We start from the raw sequence: 16,975 nt of genomic DNA on the forward strand, positions 1-16,975 counted from the left end.
TGCGTGGACCGGCAGGTGTAAACATCCCCCTTCGCCCCCTTCAAAGGGGGGAATATCTCCAAGAGTAGCAATGGGTATGGACAAACGCTTGATGAGGAAGTGCGTTTTTGGCCTGTTTTCTGAAAAATTAGCCTAAAATGGTAGCTCAATAGACTTCACAGCGTCTTCAAGACCTGCGAGCGTCTGTGCCAATAAGCGGGGAATTGGAGAATTTTGAGGCTTTTGTTTCATAGTTACCGTGCCCCTAACCCTAACCCTCTCCCTTGGGGAGAGAGAATGGCGCTTTCCAATTATCGGCCTCTTTTTCTAAAAGTAGGTCTAAAATGTTTACGTGAGTGGTTTGTTTTGATCCTTCACATTAAAACAATCAACAATCAGCAACCAACAATCAGTTACAAATACCCCTTTGCCTGCAGCCGGAACAACTCAGCGTATCTGTCGCCTTTGGCAATGAGTTCTTCATGTGAGCCCATTTCCACGAACTGACCGTTCTCGATCACTAGAATTCTGTCGGCCATTCTAACGGTGCTGAAGCGGTGGGAGATGAGCACGGCAGTTTTGCCTTGGGTGAGCTCAGAGAATCGCTGAAATACCTCGTGTTCGGCACGGGCATCCAGGGCGGCGGTTGGCTCGTCCAGAATCAGGAGCTGAGCGTCACGCATGTAGGCACGGCCCAAAGCTATTTTTTGCCACTCTCCGCCAGATAAATCTACACCTTTGCTGAACCGGCGACCAATGATTTGGTCATAACCTTCGGGCAGTTTGGAAATAACCGTATCTGCCAGGCTTTGTTGCGCCGAAGATTCAATGCGGGGGCGGTTTTCCTTCTCGTCAATGCGGCCAATGGCGATGTTGGTGCCCGCGGTCATCTGAAAACGGACGAAGTCCTGGAAAATAACCCCTATTTCGCGACGCAAGTCTTCTGGGTTATACTCTCGCAGGTCTACTCCGTCTAATAAAATACGGCCTTCGGTGGGGTCGTAGAGGCGGGAGAGGAGTTTGACAAGGGTAGTTTTGCCGGCACCGTTTTCACCAACCAAAGCCAGTTTTTCACCGGCTCTAAGTGTGAAGTTAAGGTTCCGGATGGCCCATTTTTCAGTGTTACGGTATTTGAAGCCTACGTTTTCAAACGTAAAGCCGTGCAGAATAGGGCGCGGGAATGTAGGAGCCGAAGCTTGCCGCTGTATTCTAGGTTGCAGGTTAAAAAAGTCGAAAAAGTCCTGCAGGTACAGCGATCCCTCGGCCACACTGGTGAACCTATTCAATACAGCCTCCAGCAGACCCCGCATGCGCATAAAAGAGCCGGCCAAAAAAGTGAGCTGGCCAATGGAAACTACGCCAGCGGCGGTTTGCAGAATAAGATAAACATAGGCGCCATAGTAACCCGCGCTTCCGAGCGAGGCAAACACGCTTCCCCAAGCGGCCCGGCGGGTAGACAACTTTTTGTTATCGAGGTAAAATTTAGAAGATAATTCCCGGAAGCGGTTCACCAGAAAACCAGAAAGACCAAATATTTTCACTTCTTTGGCAGTATCATCGCTGGCACCGGTTTGGCGGAGGTAGTCCAGCTCACGGCGCTCAGGTGTCCAGCCATGCACCAGCGAATAGCTTCTTTCGTTGAAATGTGATTCGCCCAAAAAAGCTGGCAGCACGGCTATAAACAGTAACAGCAGCAGCCAAGGGTTAAAAGCTGCCAGACCCACTGCTAAAATCACCATGGTCAATATATCCTGCAGCTGCCCCAGCACCTGACTCATGAGCACGGTTCGGCTGAGGGTTTGGCGGCGGGCGCGCTCCAGTTTGTCATAGAAAGCTGAGTCCTCGAACTGGTCAAGGTCTAGCTCGGCGGCGTGCTCCATGAGTTTTATAGAAGACTGATTCGCAAATAAATCGCCCAGCAGCCCATCAATTAGGGCAATGCCCCGGTTCAATACATCTGAGACAACGGCCAACCCAAACTCTACGGCCACCAGCGTAAGAAGGTAGTTGGTGGAGCCGCCGGTGGTTTGGGTAAGGCGTACCACCTCGTCAATTATCAGTTGCCCCACATACAGTATTGCCAGCGGAATACCCGCCCGCAGTGCCCGCAGCACCACGTTGACCAAAGCCATACGGGGGTTGGTTTGCCACACCATCTTCAGGAAGGGCGGCAAATGCTTTAGGGCACTCACTCTCTCTTGTACTGAAAGAGCTGGCTGCCCCAGTTTAGGAGGCTTTTTGCCAAAGAAGTTAGACCAAATTGCCATAGGCGTGAAGTTACACAAAGCTTGTTAGTACGGAAGAGATGGGCTTGAGATGCAGACACTCTTTTTGGTCTGTTTTAAAGAAAATAGGTCGAAAACGTATAGTTGTGGTGCCTTAACGAGAGTTGGTTTAGCAAAGGGTATCAGGTTTTCTGTGTTATTACAGCCATGGTGTATAGCTTTGCAACCTATTTGCGTACGTACTTTTATGGAAGAATCTTTTTTACAGAAACTGTGGGGGTTGCACCAGCAAAACCAGCTCCGGATCCCTACTGGGTTGCTCTGCCAGTTTCTGAACAGGTTGCTGCAAATGTTGTTTCCGCCGTTGGCCGAGCAGCCCTTTAAAAGCGCACAGGCACTGGGGCAGGAGGCCAGTTTTCTGGAGCAGGAACTGGAAAAATTATTGGAAGGGGTGCAGCATATCAGTCCGTTTTCCGCCTCCGAGACCGTAAACCACTTTATAAAACAATTGCCCTGGTTACACGAGCAGCTCCTTGCCGATGCTCATTTTATCATGCAGGAAGACCCGGCCGCCCGCCACGTAGAAGAGGTAATGCGTTCTTACCCAGGGTTCTATGCCATTGCCGTTTACCGTATTGCGCACGTGCTGTACCAGGCAGGAGTTCCGTTGCTGCCGCGCATTCTCACCGAATCTGCCCATGACCGGACGGGTATTGACATTCACCCAGGCGCCAGCATTGATTTTCCGTTTTGCATTGACCACGGCACCGGCATTGTCATTGGCGAAACCACGGTCATTGGCAAATACGTGAAGCTGTACCAAGGCGTGACTCTGGGCGCATTGAGCGTGGCCAAACATATGCAAGATCTGAAACGGCACCCTACGCTGGAAGACCACGTCATTATTTACGCCGGGGCTACTATACTAGGAGGCAGTACTACCATTGGTGCGCGCAGTATCATTGGCGGAAATGTGTGGCTTACGGAAAGTGTCCCGCCCTTTTCAAGGCTCTATCATAGAGCCCAGATTAAGGTAAGTCGTTCTGAAGCCCCTGAAGACATTCTTGATTTCTCTATATAGTTTCATCAACGATTACGGTAGCTGACTAAAAAGAATTTTAATCTTTGGCTAAGTCTACTAACTTTATTGACTTGACGGAGTAACATCTACTTGTTTTACCATTTGAGAGCAGTTTTTTAGCAACTGCCTCTTCACTAGCAACAGTCTTTTTATAATATGAAAGCAGAAAACGTTTTACAGACCATCGGCAACACGCCAGTAGTGCGGATTAACCGCTTGTTCGGTGCTGATGCCCAAGTGTACATGAAGTTGGAGCGGGCCAACCCAGGCGGAAGCATCAAAGACCGTATTGCCTTGTCTATGATCGAAGACGCCGAGAAACGCGGTATCTTAAAAGAAAACAGCCGCATCATAGAGCCTACTTCAGGAAACACCGGTGTGGGTTTGGCCATGGTGGCTGCAGTGAAAGGATACTCCCTTACACTGGTTATGCCCGAATCAATGTCAATTGAGCGCCGCCGCCTGATGGCCGCCTACGGTGCTCAATTAGAACTCACTCCGCGTGAGAAAGGCATGAAAGGTGCCATTGAGCGCGCACATGAACTGGCTGACCAAGATGAGAATGCCTGGATACCTATGCAGTTCGATAACGAAGCCAACACCAAAATTCACGTTGAAACCACCGCGCAGGAAGTACTGGCAGATTTCCCTGACGGGCTGGATTATTTGATCACTGGCGTTGGTACCGGTGGCCATATTACAGGTGTGGGCAAAGTACTGAAAGAGAAATTCCCGAACCTGAAGGTGTTTGCCGTTGAGCCTACGCTGTCACCGGTATTAAGTGGCGGAGCTCCGGGCCCGCACCCAATCCAAGGGATTGGTGCCGGTTTTGTGCCTTCTATTTTAGACACAGAGGTTTTAGACGGTGTAATTCAGGTGGCTCCACCAGATGCATTTGAGTATACCCGCCGCGCTGCCAAAGAAGAAGGACTTTTCATTGGTGTTTCTTCTGGATCATCATTGGCGGCCGTTGCCCAAAAACTGGCGGAGGTTGAGAAAGGAGCCCGTGTGTTAACTTTCTGCTATGACACCGGTGAGCGGTACCTTTCAGTGGAAGGACTGTTTGTTTAAGCCCCCACAAAACAATTTACTGCAAAAGAAAAGCCGCCCCTGCTCAGTGCAGAGGCGCTCTTTTGCAGTAAAGTCATCTTAAAGAGCCTGTTTTGTTAAATGCTCATACGGCTGGGCTGTTTTTAAGCTGATTTTTGAAAAATGGGCTCAAAACAAGCTTCTGCTGTTTACCTGTTAGGGCTTGAGCTCAGCAGGCAGAGACAAAACATCTATATGCCATACCACAGGAAGGAGATAATATACTGCCAGAGTCAGAACCACTACAGAAATTAGGTTCAGTACAAAGCCTGTTCTGATCATGTCCTGCATTTTTATAAAGCCGGAACCAAAGACAATGGCATTGGGTGGCGTGGCCACGGGCAACATAAAGGCGCAAGAGGAGGCCATACAAGCAGCCACCATAGGTCCGAATGGGTGAATGTCAATAGCCAGAGCCAGAGAGGAAAGCACAGGCAGCATCATGGTGGCAGTGGCAGTGTTGGAGGTGATTTCGGTTAAGAAGTTGATAACCGCAATAATTGTCAGGAAAATGAGCAGCACGCTTACGCCTTGGAGCAGGGTCATTTTGGTACCAATCCAGGCAGCTAGTCCTGAGTCTTTAAAGCCTAAGGCAATGGCCAAGCCGCCGCCAAACAGCAGCAATATTCCCCACGGAATCTTCTCGGCAATACTCCAGTCTAACAGTTTCTCTTTGTTTTGGGTAGAAGAGGCCGGAATCAGAAACAGCAAGATAGCACCAAACATGGCAATCATACTGTCGTCTAGTTCCGGAAAGAACCTGTTCAATACAAAAGTTCGGGTTAACCAAGCCAGGGCTGTAAAGGCAAACACAGCCAACACCCACTTCTCCTCCGTTGAAATGCGTCCCAATATTGCTAACTGAGATTCTATTTCTGCTTTACCGTTTTGGCTCTTCTCATTGTGAAGCGGAAAAGACACCCGCACCAGATAAAACCAGCATATAAACAAAAGCACAAAGGTTACAGGAACTCCTAATAGCATCCACTGCAAAAAAGAAATTTCCATCTGGAATTGCTGCCCTACTACCGCTACCAGAATGGCATTGGCCGGAGTACCCACAAGCGTGGCTAAACCGCCTATGGAAGCAGAGTAGGCAATGCCCAGCATCAAGGCTTTCCCAAATTTATTGCCAGCGCTGATAGGGCCTTCCCCAGAAAAGCTGGTCAACTGCATGGTGATAGAAACGCCAATAGGAAGCATCATCATGGCAGTGGCTGTGTTGGAAATCCACATAGAAAGAAAGGCCGTAGCCAGCATAAACCCAAGTACTATCTTCCTTTGGTTTGTGCCCACTAAATGAATGATGTTGAGTGCTATGCGTTTGTGCAGGTTCCATTTCTCCATGGCAATGGCCACAATAAAGCCGCCCAAGAACAGGAAAATGATGGGGTTACCATACTGGGAGGTAGTTTGATTTAATCCTAAAGCGCCGGAAAGAGGGAATATCACAATTGGCAGCAAGGAGGTAGCCGGTATTGGAATTGGTTCTGTTATCCACCAGGTAGAAATCCAGGCAGTACAAGCCAAAACTGCCAATGCCTCTGCAGTCATACCTTCGGGCAGGCTCAGGTTTATAATAAGTAAGAACAGGGCAGGGCCAAGCAGCAGGGACAGGGTGTTACGGAAAGAGGAAGCCTTGAAGGTGGTTGAATTCATGTAGAGGATGGAGCGCTGTTAGTTTAGGGCACAAGTTAGCCCAACAATTGGAAAAAGCACAACAGCCGGTAACGTAGGCAAGAACTTACAACGCTCAGTTCCTAAAGGGCATAAACAGAAAAGGCCCACTTAGTAGTGGGCCTTTTGATGTGGAGAATATCGGAGTCGAACCGATGACCTCTTGCATGCCATGCAAGCGCTCTAGCCAGCTGAGCTAATCCCCCGTGGTTTTGATGATGCAAAAGTAATAGAGAATTCTTTTCCTGCCAAATTTTCTAAAAGCAATAGTTTAAATAAAATTGATGCAAAGAAGTAAACGACTTATAGTGAAGGAGTAAGAGGTGATGTTTAAGTTAAAAACAAAGGCGAAACATTTGTTTCGCCTTTGTTTTGTAAATAATAAATGAGGCACTTAGTTGAAGATATAGCGTAAGCCAACCTGACCAGTCCATCTTGAACCACCAATAGGCTCATCAGAGATATTGTATGGTTGAGCACCATCTCTTAATGAGAATTTGTAAACTGGAGTGTTTCCTTCAAAACGGGCTAAATCAAGAACCTGGAAGTTGTTGTCCCAATAAGAGCCGGTAAATCCGCTTCTCTCGCCCCAGTTCTTATTGATAAGGTTGCCTACGTTAAGAACATCAAGAGAAAGCTGTAGCGTGTTACGTTTTCCACCAACGTTCACGAAAAGGTCCTGAATAATTTTCAGGTCGAATTGGTGAGTGAAAGGAGTTCTTGCGGCATTTCTCTCGGCGTATTCTCCTCTACGCTCTCTTAAGTACTCCTGTGATTCAATGAAATTGTTTAACTGAGTCCACTGGGTTGCTTGTTGCTCAGGAGTTCCGTCAAATTGAATTTCACTTGCATTTCTGGGAATGTACATTAAGCTGAACTGGTTGCTGGCAGAAGTACCCAAAACTGAACGGTTTAGATCTCCTCTCACTAAGTAGGAATAGCCAGGGCCTGATTGACCAGTGTAGAATAAGGTAACTGAAGTACCCAAAAAACCTAAGTATTCTTTTCTGTAAGACACAGCACCTACTATTCTGCTACCAACATTGTAAGGAGAGAAGCCTAACTCAACATTGTTTGAGCCATTCACAGAAGCAACTCTGTAATAGTTAGAGTGGTTTTGTGAAGAAGTGCCAGGGAATAAATCTTTTGACTCTGTATAAGAGTAAGCAAGAGATGCATAGAAGCCGCTCTCAAAAGTTTTTTGCAATTGAGCAGTAGCAGTCCAAGAGTATCCTTCGTTAACATTGTCAATATAAACCACCTCATCATACTGGGTCAATCTTTTTCTGGCCGGAATTGAAGCCGGATAAAGTAATCTGTTGTCTGCGCCAGCCAACGTCTCAGATGGATTCACCAAGTTGATGTTCGTAAATCTGAACGAATTGATATTCTTAGAATACAGGAATTCAGCTGTTCCTACAAAACCAAACGGAAGCTGCTGGTCAATAGCAATATTTGATCTGGCTATTTGTGGAAGTTTGAAATCATTGTCAATCACAGTGATTACTCCACCTGGACCTGAAGCTGAAGCTTTTTTAGGTTGTCCGTTCGGGTCTGCAATGAATTGAACATCAGCAGGAGCACCAGTGGCAGTGTTTATACGGTTCTGGTCTAAAAGAACACCAGACTGGGTGAAGGCACCGCCAGCCCACACAAACGGAAATCTAGAGGTAAATACCCCGGTACCACCTCTTACCTGTGTGCTTCTGTCACCGGTTACATCCCAGTTAAAACCTACTCTAGGAGACCACATAAGGGCAGCCTTAGGCATTCTGTTGGTTTTAACGTTGTATTGCTGGGCCAGAACTGAATTGTTGAAATCTGTATTTTCTAGTGGTTTGTCAAGGTAAAGCGGAATGTCTAAACGCATACCACCAGTTAATTTCAGGTTGTCCGTTATCTGGAACTCATCCTGAGCATAGAATCCTATTTGCATAGCTTTGAACTTGGCGCCTTCTCTAGGGTCACTTGTTCTGCTGTATTGGTAAACTAAGCTGTTGGCCAATCCTAGGTTCCAGTTTTCAATAGCGGTTCTGGCAGGAGTAGTACCGGCGGCAGGAGAATCACCGAACTGGTAATCACCGAATGCCTGTCCAATAAAGGCATTGTACATGCTGTAAAGCTCATTGTGGGTACCAAAGGTGAACGTGTGCTTGCCAGCAAATACAGATAAGTTATCTGTTAAGGTAAAAATATCTTGGTCTAATTGGTTTACAGTAGAGAATGCTTCTGTACCAAGGTTTACCGTTCTGCTGCCAGACATTCTAATGGTAACTCTAGGAAACGCAGCACCTGGAGCGGTTCTTGGTTCTCTTACTCTGGTGTAGCCAGCTATGAAGTTATTAGAGATAGTGTTTGAAAAACGGCTGTTTAATTCTATAACTCCTGAGTTGGTTGTGCTTTCTCTTAAAATGGCACCATTAGAAAACGTTACCGTTCTGGCAGATCTGCTCAACTGGGTAGTTTCACCAAATGTATAGCTGTAGCGGGCAGTTAGTTTATGAATGTCAGAAAGGTTCCAGTCTAAACGGGCAAAGAACTTCTCTGATGAGCCAGTTTCTTCCTGATTGATAAAGCTTCCTGGGTCGTAACCCAGTTCTCTTGCTCTTGTCGCAATTGTTTCTAGCTCTGCTACAGTAAACTCTGAGCCAGCCTGACCTGGTGCGAAACTTAATGGAGTAACACGCTCGGTTTTCTCAGCATTTAAAAAGAAGAACAACTTGTCTTTGATGATAGGTCCACCAACTCTTAAGCCATATTGCTTGTCAGTGAATTCATTATATTTTAGTCTTTCCTGACCCTCAGAAAGCAACCCTACAGGGGTTTTACCCGCCAAGTCTTCATTTCTGAAGAAGTAGTAAGCCGAGCCTGTAAATTCATTGGTACCAGATCTGGTTACGGCAGAAATACCACCGCCGGCAAAGCCACCTAATCGTACATCAAATGGGGCAATTTGAACACTGAATTGCTCAATGGCGTCTAGTGAAATAGGCGAGGTGCCGGTGCTACCCCCATTGGTGCCCGTGTCAGAAAGACCAAAAACGTCATTGCTTACAGCTCCATCTATGGTTAACTGGTTAAATCTGTTGTTGATACCAGCTATAGAAATCGCGCTTCCCTTTATATCTGCCTGAGGGGTTAAACGCACAAAGTCATTTATACCACGGGTTACTGTAGGTAAAGTAGCAATCTGCTCGTTAGAAATAGTAGTGGCTGCTCCTGTTCTGTCTGAGTTGAGGATTGCATTGCGGCTACCTACCACTTGAACCTCATTCAGGCCAACTGCCCCTGAGGATAAAGTGAAGTCGACAATCAAGTTTTGGCCGAGAACCAATCTAAGGCCTTCTTTTCGTTGTTCTTGATAACCCACATAAGAAGTGGTTACGGAATAAGGTCCGCCCACCCGCATGTTCTGGAAATTATAGCGGCCGTTAGCATCTGTGCTGGCAGCATACTGGGTGTTAGTTGGAGTGTGTACCGCCACAACAGTAGCGCCTACCAGCCCTGCTCCGGTGTCGTCAGTAACTACTCCACTCATGGAGGCGGTGGTTGATCCCTGGCCCCAGCTAAGGTGCACAGGCAAACACATCGCCACAATCAGCATTAATCGTGTAAATAGGTTTTTCATAAAAGGGTTTGAATTTTTGCCAAAAGTAAGGCGGCTAAATGGAATAAGAAGAAGGGCTGTTGTTAAGTTAGCGTTAAGAATGCAGGGTAGTTTGAAGGAAAAGGGTATTCTTTAAAAAGGAAATTATTGAGTAGTTTCAAGATTTGTTTGAATAATAATGGAGAGAAGTGGAGATGGGTTTTATAGGAAAATAAAGAAGGGATATTTTTCTAATAGTATAATGACAAAAGAAAGGGAATAATGGCTTGTTGAATTGTTGATTTCTTGTAATTCTGTTGCAAAAAGAATAAAAAAGAGGCTATAGAAGTAGGAATAACACTATATAATAAGTTTGTTGTTGTGCCTCTATAAGCTGCTGATACGGAGTGGCTTTGTTTATATAATTTTAAACAAGACAGATTATATTCTGTAAATTCATTCTTACCTTTGCGGCAAAGAACAACCATTCAAATATGAAAAACTTTTTACAACGGAAACTATATTATATAGTTGCCCTGATGCTTCTGGTTAGCTCTTCTGCTTTGGCACAGAGAACGGTTAGAGGTAAAGTTATTGATGCTGTAACACAGGAAGCTTTGCCGGGGGCAACAGTTACTGTGAAAGGCGGGTCTGAAGCAGTAGCTACTGGTGTTGACGGAACATTTGGCATTGATGTAAATGCTGAAAACCCTACACTAGTAGTAAATTACATTGGGTACAACCAAAAAGAAGTGGCTGTATCTGGTTCTAATGCCGGAACTATTAGATTGCAGGCTACTGAAAACAGCATTAGTGAGGTTGTAATTACCGGAGCCAGCTATGCTATTGATAGACAGACTCCAGTGGCCATGTCTACCATTACCAGTGATGTAATCATTGAGAAAGTGAGCCAGCAGGAGTTTCCTGAACTGTTGAAGTCTACACCAGGTGTTTACGCCACCCGCGGTACTGGCGGTGGTTACGGTGATGCCAGAATCAACATGCGTGGATTCCAAAGTGCAAACATTGCAGTATTGATCAACGGTATTCCGGTTAATGACATGGAAAGTGGCCGGGTTTTCTGGTCTAACTGGGCTGGTTTAACAGATGTAACCAGATCAATGCAGACCCAGAGAGGTTTAGGAGCCTCTAAAGTGGCTGTTCCATCAATTGGTGGTACTATCAACATTTTAACAAGAACTACAGATGCCAAGCAAGGTGGGTTTATCTCACAATCTATTGGTAACAACAACTTCAACAAAACAGCTTTCTCGCTTTCTTCTGGCTTAACAGAGAACGGCTGGGCTTTTTCTATTGCCGGTTCACGTAACACAGGTGATGGTTGGTTTGAAGGATTGGCTTATGAGGCCTATACCTACTTCTTCAACATCTCTAAAATCATTAACGAGAAACACACTTTATCTTTAACCGGATTTGGTGCTCCACAGGAACACGGTTCAAGATTTGAGCGTGAGGGTATTCAATACTACAGAAATGCCCCACAAGGCAGACGCTTTAACCCTAACTGGGGTATTTTGAACGGAGAAAACAAAACTATCAGCGGTAACTTTTACCACAAGCCGCAGGTTTCATTGAACCACTACTGGACTATTGATGAAACCTCTTCTGTTTCAACAGCTCTTTACGGTTCAATTGGCCGGGGTGGAAACGAGTTCCCTAACAATGCTAACTTATTCTTAGGAACAAGAACAGGGGGAAGATATTCTCCAGTCGATATCAATGCATTGGTAGATATGAACGTAGCCTCGCCAGACGGTAATGCAGTTGCTTATTTGCAGTCTAACAGAAACGACCATATCTGGACAGGTGTTTTAAGTACTTATCAAAAAAGAGTTGGTGATAATCTTGAACTACTTGGAGGCTTAGACTTAAGATATTACAGAGGTATTCACTACAACTCAGTTCGTAATTTATTAGGTGCTGAGTATGTATTAGATAGATACACCGGAGGTAGAGGGGACATCAACAATCCTTTGAACATGGCCAGAACAGGTGATAAAATTCAGTTTGACTGGGATGGTATTGTAAACTGGGGTGGTGGATTCTTGCAGGCTGAGTACAAGACTGGTCCTTTGGCTGCCTTTGTTTCTTTGGCTGCTTCTAACACCTCTTACCAAAGAGTTGACCGTTTCAGATACTTAGCTGATGATCCCAACCGCACCAGCGAAAAAGTAAATTTCTTTGGCTACCAAACAAAAGGTGGAGCTAACTACAACCTGACCGAGAACCACAATGTGTTCGCAAACGTGGGTTATTTCACTAAAGCACCTTTCTTTACTACTGTTTTCCCAGGCCGTGATTTCTCTGCGAACCAAAACGTGCCTAACGCAGATGCCGAGAACGAAAAAATTCTTAGCTATGAGTTAGGATACGGATACAGAAGCTCAGTTTTCAACGCGAACGTTAACTTATACAGAACTACCTGGAAAGACAGAACATTGTCTAGAAACTTTACTGGACAAGATGGTAACCCTGTATTCGTAAACTTACTAGGTGTGAACGCCTTGCACCAAGGAGTTGAAGTTGACTTCAGATATGAGCCAATCAGAAGAGTAACTCTTACTGGTATGTTATCTGTAGGTGACTGGACTTGGTTGAACAACGTAAACGAAGTGGTAGTTGAAAGCTCTAACCTGAGCAGCGAGCAAATTATTGGTCCATTCAATATTGCCGGACTTAAAGTAGGTGATGCTCCTCAAACAACTGCTGCCCTTGGTTTAGACTTTAGATTCATAGAGGATTTCAAAATAGGAGTTGACTATAACTATTATGCTAACTTCTCTTCTGACTTCAACCCTATAAACTTACCAAGCAACAGAGCGTCCGCTACTTGGAAAGTGCCTAACTATTCACTCTTAGACCTGAATGCAGTGTTTAAGTTTAAGTTTGCAGGCTTAAATGCCTCTTTGATCGGAAACGTAAACAACGTGTTTGACACAGAATACATTTCAGACGCGCTTGGCAACTTTGACAGAGAAACTGGTGTTAGCACAGCAGGAAACGCTTCTGTTTATTATGGAATCGGAAGAACCTGGAGCACTACTTTAAGAATCAACTTTTAATTAAGGTAAAATGAAAAAAGTATTTTATTTATTCTGTTCTCTCCTGGTCGCATTGACTTCATGCGATGAGCCTCTGGAAGAAGTTTATGAGGCCTTGGACAGTACTCCTGCCGCCAGAAGAACTATGTCTATTACCTTAACACCGTCTAACTACGAGTCGTTGAGAGGTAAGACCGGAGTTCCTTCTTATGTAAACACAGACAAGTATTTTATTTCTGAGCAGCAAGCCGGAGACCTTCTCCCTCTCTTCTTGAACGCCTCTTATCCTCACCTTAATGACAGAGACGCCATTGATGTGACCTATAACTTGGCTGCTCCTGCTACGGTAACAGAAAGGGAATCCTACACGGTTACTGATGATGATTATGCAACAGGTGGTTCACGTTTCAAAAACTTTGATTCTCCAGGTCAAATAGAAACATTCTTGAACGCTAAATATCCTGTTGCCAAGGAAGGGCGTTTAGTTACCTTGACTTATACCTGGTACAACGCGAACACTAGCCCAACCAGCCGCACGGTAACAGATTCATTCTTTTACGCAAACGGTTCGTGGCACAATACCTATGTTGTTTCTGAGGCTGAGTACGCTTCTGTAGAACGTAGCCGTAACAATGCCTTTGCCGCAGGAGATGAGAAAACTTTGATTCCTGCTGCCGTGAATAAGTTCTTAAAGGATAATATCATTGGAGCTCAAGTGGGTGACTTACAATATGTAAGCTACATGGTACGCTACAGCTCTTCCTCTACTTTAATGGAAGTAATGCCTTTGTTTTTTAACGGTACAAATTGGGTAAAAACAACTCCTGCAACTCTTGCTTTTGTTAAAAGACAAGGTGCCTGGGTGGCAGACCCAATCATTAGGTATGTACTTACTACCAGCGATTACACTTGGATTGGTGACAACCCTAACATTGCTACGGAAGGAAAAAGAAATAACTTAAAGCAGTTTAATAATTTCTATCAGAGATTTGCTGACAATGCAAACTACTGGACCCAAGCTGAGATAATTTCTGCCCTTAGTGCTTTGTTGAAGCACAGATTCCCTGGTGCTCAGGAAGGTCAGAAGTATGAAGTTACCTACATCGTGCATACAGGACCTACCGGCCCGGCTACAGTTGTTTTGCAAATGGTAAACGGCGAATTTGTAGTTGCGCAATAAAATATAAGCCAATAGCCTGGCTTTCTTTTAAACTCCCCATTAAGGATGTCCTTGATGGGGAGTTTTTATTTGTAGCTCCATTCCTGATGCCCTCAATCCTGTGCCACTTCAGCTGGCTTGCATCACAGACAGGGTGTTTGGCGAATATAATGTTTATTAAATTAGACCGTGGGCAGAAAGGCTATGAGAGACTAACCGGGAAGGGGATAGTGTTTGTATCCAGTAGTTAATTCTAAGTGGAAGGGGAGTATAATAGGAACGTTCGGCTGCAGGATACAAAGCCATACGGTTTTCTGTACTTAAAATACACCGCTGTATTATTTTCTAGCCCTTTCTTAAGTCTCCTGACTTTTACCTATGCATCACGAGTTCGTTTGGAGTGGAGTTGGTGAATAGATTCTTCCCCTAGTAACACATAGAGTTGAAAGTGCCCAGCTATATCAAAGAGAGTCATGCACGTAAAGGAAGTTATTGTGCAACTAAGCCCTAGAAGTTATATCCTTTAAGTTTCTATTGAGCCTATTCAATAGAGCTTAGCAGTTAGCCTATAGGGGTTAAAGAATACTGCTGCCATAATATAGCAGTTTGCAATTGCCTTTTCCTTAATAGAAAGATTAGATGTTCGGCCTAACCGCTTTCACAAAGATCTTCTGGTAATAAGGAGCGAAAAGGTTGTCTTCGGTGACGCCTAACGTAGTAGAGGCATGTATAAAGTAAATCTCTTTCTCGTCTTTTACATCAGTGACCATGCCCACGTGGGTAATATTATTGGTGCTGCGGGTTGAACTGAAAAAAACTAAATCGCCAGCCTGAAGCTTTCTGGTAGGCACCGGAACCCCAAACTCACTCTGTTCTGATGAAGTACGTGGTAATTGTACATTTATGGCCATGAAAGAGGTGCAAAGCAAACCAGAACAATCCATGCCTATACGGGTAGTACCGCCAAACTTATAAGGCGTGCCACGGTAAGAACGTGCCGTGGAAATTACAGTTTCAATCTCTTTGCTTGGAAGTACACCAAGGTTACGGGTGCGCCTAACTCTGTTGTTCTGAGCAATCTTCTTTTTCTCTTCTCTGTTCAACAGACCAGATTGTATGGCCAAGCGCCGTTGCTGCCGTTCTGTCTTTTTAAGTTCCGCAATCTCTTGGGCAGAACGGTAAGGTTCGCCAGGTTTGCTGAAGGTGGAATAGGCAGATTTACCGCAGGCGCCTAATATAAACATTAGACCCACCAGTATCAGAAAAGAGGAGTTAGACAGATGGTTCACGGCTACAGAATTTAATCAGGTTTGAAGGGTAAAGATAAAATTTTAACCTCTCTTTTAAAATGAGTCTCGGCTGTAAATGCCTAAAAATTCATCTAAAAAATAATTTTGCTTAAAGCAATACTTTAAGTTCGCCTATTGCGTTTTTTATCTTTATGTAGTCGTAAGATTTACTATCTGAAATTCTGATAAATAAAGCAATGGGTCTGTTTTTAGCCTGATTTTTAAAAAAAGAGCTCTAAAATAGACTAACCTTGAAAGCTTTTTTACACCTCCTTATTGAAGGAAAAAGTGATCAACTCATCTGTGACCTAAAGAATGTTTAGAGATTGCTTTGCAAAAACTCAACGGCACGGCGCTCAGAATAGTACAGCCCCTTCAGAAAACTTTCAGAAAACCCCACATGCCCCCCTTGCTGCAGTACCTCAAGGTACAGGTACTTACTCTTTCGGGCCTGTTCTACCGGAAAGCACTCAGGCGATAGAAAAGGATCGTTTTTGGAGTTCACCAATAGGGTAGGTATTCGAATCTTGTGCAAATGATTCACAGAGCTGCAGCGCTCATAGTAGTCTAATGCATTCTTAAACCCATGGAAAGGGGCGGTATAACGATCATCGAACTGTTGGAAGGTTCTTATTTGCTCGTAGCCTTCTAAATCTATGGTAAAATGTTTTGCTTTATGCTGTAGCTTCTGGTGCAGGGTTTTCAGGAAGCGCTTCATGTAAATTCTATTCTGCGGCTTTGCCAATTGAACGCAGGCGCTTTCCATGTGGCAGGGTACAGAAAATACAGCCGCTTTTTGCACCTGTGGTGGCACTTGCTGGCTCCATTGCGATAGATAGTTCAAAATAAGGTTGCCACCCATGCTAAAGCCCACTAGAAACACCTTTTTATATGCTTTATTGGCTAAAGCGTGCCGCACAACCAAATCAAGGTCTTCCACTGCCCCCATGTGGTAAGACCTGAGCAGTAAATTAGGCTCACCGCTACAACTTCTGAAATTCCAAGCTAACACGTCCCAGCCAACTTTTTTCATAGCCAAGGCCATGCCTTTTATGTAGGGTCGGTGCGAGTCGCCTTCAAGGCCATGGCAAAGAATGACCACCGTGTCTGCTGCGCCTGTAGCGGACCAGTCTAAATCCAGAAAATCTCCGTCAAGGGTAGAAATGCGCTCTCTGGTGTAGGGGAGAGGTGTATTGAATCTGAGTTTGCTGGGGAGAATGGTTTGCAAGTGCCCGTTGAACATGTAAAAGGGCGGGCGATATTCTGGCGTTGGTAATAAGGGCATTAAAGAGTTGCTTGATTGAGCAGTTCAAAAATAACATTTTCAAGCCAAGATGGCAAAAAGGAGGGGTAATGTAATAGTTAAATTGTATTTTTAGATTCGTCGGGTGGAAAAGGGTGTTCGGCGTTTGCCGGAAGCGGTAGGGCTAAAATTTGAAAAGCAGAGGGCAAGGCTGCTTAAATTTGTAGAGTAGATTTAATTTAACTCTTTCAAACAATGCTGTCTCAAGAGAAAGATACGCAGGATGAGCACCTAATTAAAGGGGCTCAAGCGCAGCAGGAAGTAAATGCAGGTGATGTAGGCGGGTTTCAGACTGGTGAACAGCTGGAAAAGTCTTCCTTTGCCAGATTGGCACAACTGAAGGCCCTGTACCGTCAGAAGCTAGGGTTTGACCCAACTTTAAAGTTTGCTTAAGCAGCTAAACATTTCTAAAGAAAATTAATCCGCTCTGTCTTTGAACCCTTAAAGGCCGCCAGTCACCCTTCTGGCGGCCTTTTTTTATGCACCAGCCCTAAAACAGAAAGGCACCATAATAGGTGCCTTTTC

At 44.9% G+C, this 16,975-nt stretch carries 10 protein-coding genes and 1 tRNA gene; 5 read left to right on the top strand and 6 right to left on the bottom strand.

The annotated features are described in order from the left end of the window. Nucleotides 1-392: 392 nt before the first annotated feature. Nucleotides 393-2,246, bottom strand: a complete 1,854-nt coding sequence (locus A8O23_RS01860; protein WP_066615773.1) for an ABC transporter ATP-binding protein — start codon at nucleotides 2,244-2,246, stop codon at nucleotides 393-395. A 205-nt stretch (nucleotides 2,247-2,451) separates the two neighbouring features. Between A8O23_RS01860 and A8O23_RS01865 the strand changes: the two genes are divergently transcribed. Together A8O23_RS01865 and cysK are read left to right on the top strand one after the other, a co-directional pair. Further along, on the top strand, nucleotides 2,452-3,285 hold the full coding sequence (locus A8O23_RS01865; RefSeq protein ID WP_066615776.1) for a serine O-acetyltransferase: 834 nt from the start codon (nucleotides 2,452-2,454) through the stop codon (nucleotides 3,283-3,285). A 156-nt stretch (nucleotides 3,286-3,441) separates the two neighbouring features. Then, entirely contained in the window at nucleotides 3,442-4,356 is a 915-nt protein-coding gene (cysK, locus tag A8O23_RS01870) for a cysteine synthase A (RefSeq protein ID WP_066615778.1), read from the top strand. A gap of 174 nt (nucleotides 4,357-4,530) precedes the next feature. Here cysK and A8O23_RS01875 read toward each other — a convergent pair whose 3' ends face one another. The 3 genes from A8O23_RS01875 to A8O23_RS01885 all read right to left on the bottom strand — a co-directional run bounded on the left by A8O23_RS01875 (nucleotide 4,531) and on the right by A8O23_RS01885 (nucleotide 9,679). Continuing rightward, the gene (locus A8O23_RS01875) at nucleotides 4,531-6,033 is read right to left on the bottom strand and encodes an SLC13 family permease (RefSeq protein WP_066615779.1); all 1,503 of its coding nucleotides are present in this window, start codon (nucleotides 6,031-6,033) and stop codon (nucleotides 4,531-4,533) included. A 150-nt stretch (nucleotides 6,034-6,183) separates the two neighbouring features. Beyond that, nucleotides 6,184-6,257: transfer RNA gene (locus tag A8O23_RS01880), tRNA-Ala, on the bottom strand. Nucleotides 6,258-6,445: 188 nt separating this feature from the next. Next, nucleotides 6,446-9,679 (bottom strand): TonB-dependent receptor, encoded by a 3,234-nt coding sequence (locus A8O23_RS01885; protein ID WP_066615781.1) that lies wholly within the window; start codon nucleotides 9,677-9,679, stop codon nucleotides 6,446-6,448. 452 nt (nucleotides 9,680-10,131) lie between these two features. Between A8O23_RS01885 and A8O23_RS01890 the strand changes: the two genes are divergently transcribed. Further along, entirely contained in the window at nucleotides 10,132-12,720 is a 2,589-nt protein-coding gene (locus A8O23_RS01890; protein ID WP_066615783.1) for a TonB-dependent receptor, read from the top strand. A 10-nt stretch (nucleotides 12,721-12,730) separates the two neighbouring features. After that, nucleotides 12,731-13,879 (top strand): hypothetical protein, encoded by a 1,149-nt coding sequence (locus A8O23_RS01895; RefSeq protein ID WP_066615785.1) that lies wholly within the window; start codon nucleotides 12,731-12,733, stop codon nucleotides 13,877-13,879. Between the two features lie 614 nt (nucleotides 13,880-14,493). On the opposite strand, the gene A8O23_RS01900 is transcribed toward A8O23_RS01895, so the two are convergent. Both A8O23_RS01900 and A8O23_RS01905 read right to left on the bottom strand, forming a co-directional pair. After that, nucleotides 14,494-15,147: a C40 family peptidase gene (locus A8O23_RS01900; RefSeq protein ID WP_239693304.1), complete on the bottom strand. Its 654-nt coding sequence runs from the start codon at nucleotides 15,145-15,147 to the stop codon at nucleotides 14,494-14,496. A 319-nt stretch (nucleotides 15,148-15,466) separates the two neighbouring features. Beyond that, nucleotides 15,467-16,432 carry a YheT family hydrolase gene (locus tag A8O23_RS01905; RefSeq protein WP_066615789.1) on the bottom strand — a complete coding sequence of 322 codons (966 nt, stop codon included), beginning with the start codon at nucleotides 16,430-16,432 and terminating at the stop codon, nucleotides 15,467-15,469. A 213-nt stretch (nucleotides 16,433-16,645) separates the two neighbouring features. Here A8O23_RS01905 and A8O23_RS01910 point away from each other — a divergent pair, with 213 nt between their 5' ends. Continuing rightward, a complete protein-coding gene (locus A8O23_RS01910; RefSeq protein WP_066615792.1) occupies nucleotides 16,646-16,843 on the top strand; it encodes a hypothetical protein in 198 nt (65 codons plus the stop codon). Nucleotides 16,844-16,975 lie beyond the last annotated feature (132 nt).

It is taken from the genome of Rufibacter roseus, from assembly GCF_001647285.1.
Lineage (GTDB): Bacteria > Bacteroidota > Bacteroidia > Cytophagales > Hymenobacteraceae > Nibribacter > Nibribacter roseus.

Excerpts from the sequence above, each read along its gene's own strand:
- A8O23_RS01865 (WP_066615776.1), top strand. The coding sequence starts at position 2,452 with ATGGAAGAATCTTTTTTACAGAAACTGTGGGGGTTGCACCAGCAAAAC.
- cysK (WP_066615778.1), top strand. The coding sequence starts at position 3,442 with ATGAAAGCAGAAAACGTTTTACAGACCATCGGCAACACGCCAGTAGTG.
- A8O23_RS01885 (WP_066615781.1), bottom strand. The coding sequence starts at position 9,679 with ATGAAAAACCTATTTACACGATTAATGCTGATTGTGGCGATGTGTTTG.
- A8O23_RS01860 (WP_066615773.1), bottom strand. The coding sequence starts at position 2,246 with ATGGCAATTTGGTCTAACTTCTTTGGCAAAAAGCCTCCTAAACTGGGG.
- A8O23_RS01905 (WP_066615789.1), bottom strand. The coding sequence starts at position 16,432 with ATGCCCTTATTACCAACGCCAGAATATCGCCCGCCCTTTTACATGTTC.
- A8O23_RS01910 (WP_066615792.1), top strand. The coding sequence starts at position 16,646 with ATGCTGTCTCAAGAGAAAGATACGCAGGATGAGCACCTAATTAAAGGG.
- A8O23_RS01875 (WP_066615779.1), bottom strand. The coding sequence starts at position 6,033 with ATGAATTCAACCACCTTCAAGGCTTCCTCTTTCCGTAACACCCTGTCC.
- A8O23_RS01890 (WP_066615783.1), top strand. The coding sequence starts at position 10,132 with ATGAAAAACTTTTTACAACGGAAACTATATTATATAGTTGCCCTGATG.
- A8O23_RS01895 (WP_066615785.1), top strand. The coding sequence starts at position 12,731 with ATGAAAAAAGTATTTTATTTATTCTGTTCTCTCCTGGTCGCATTGACT.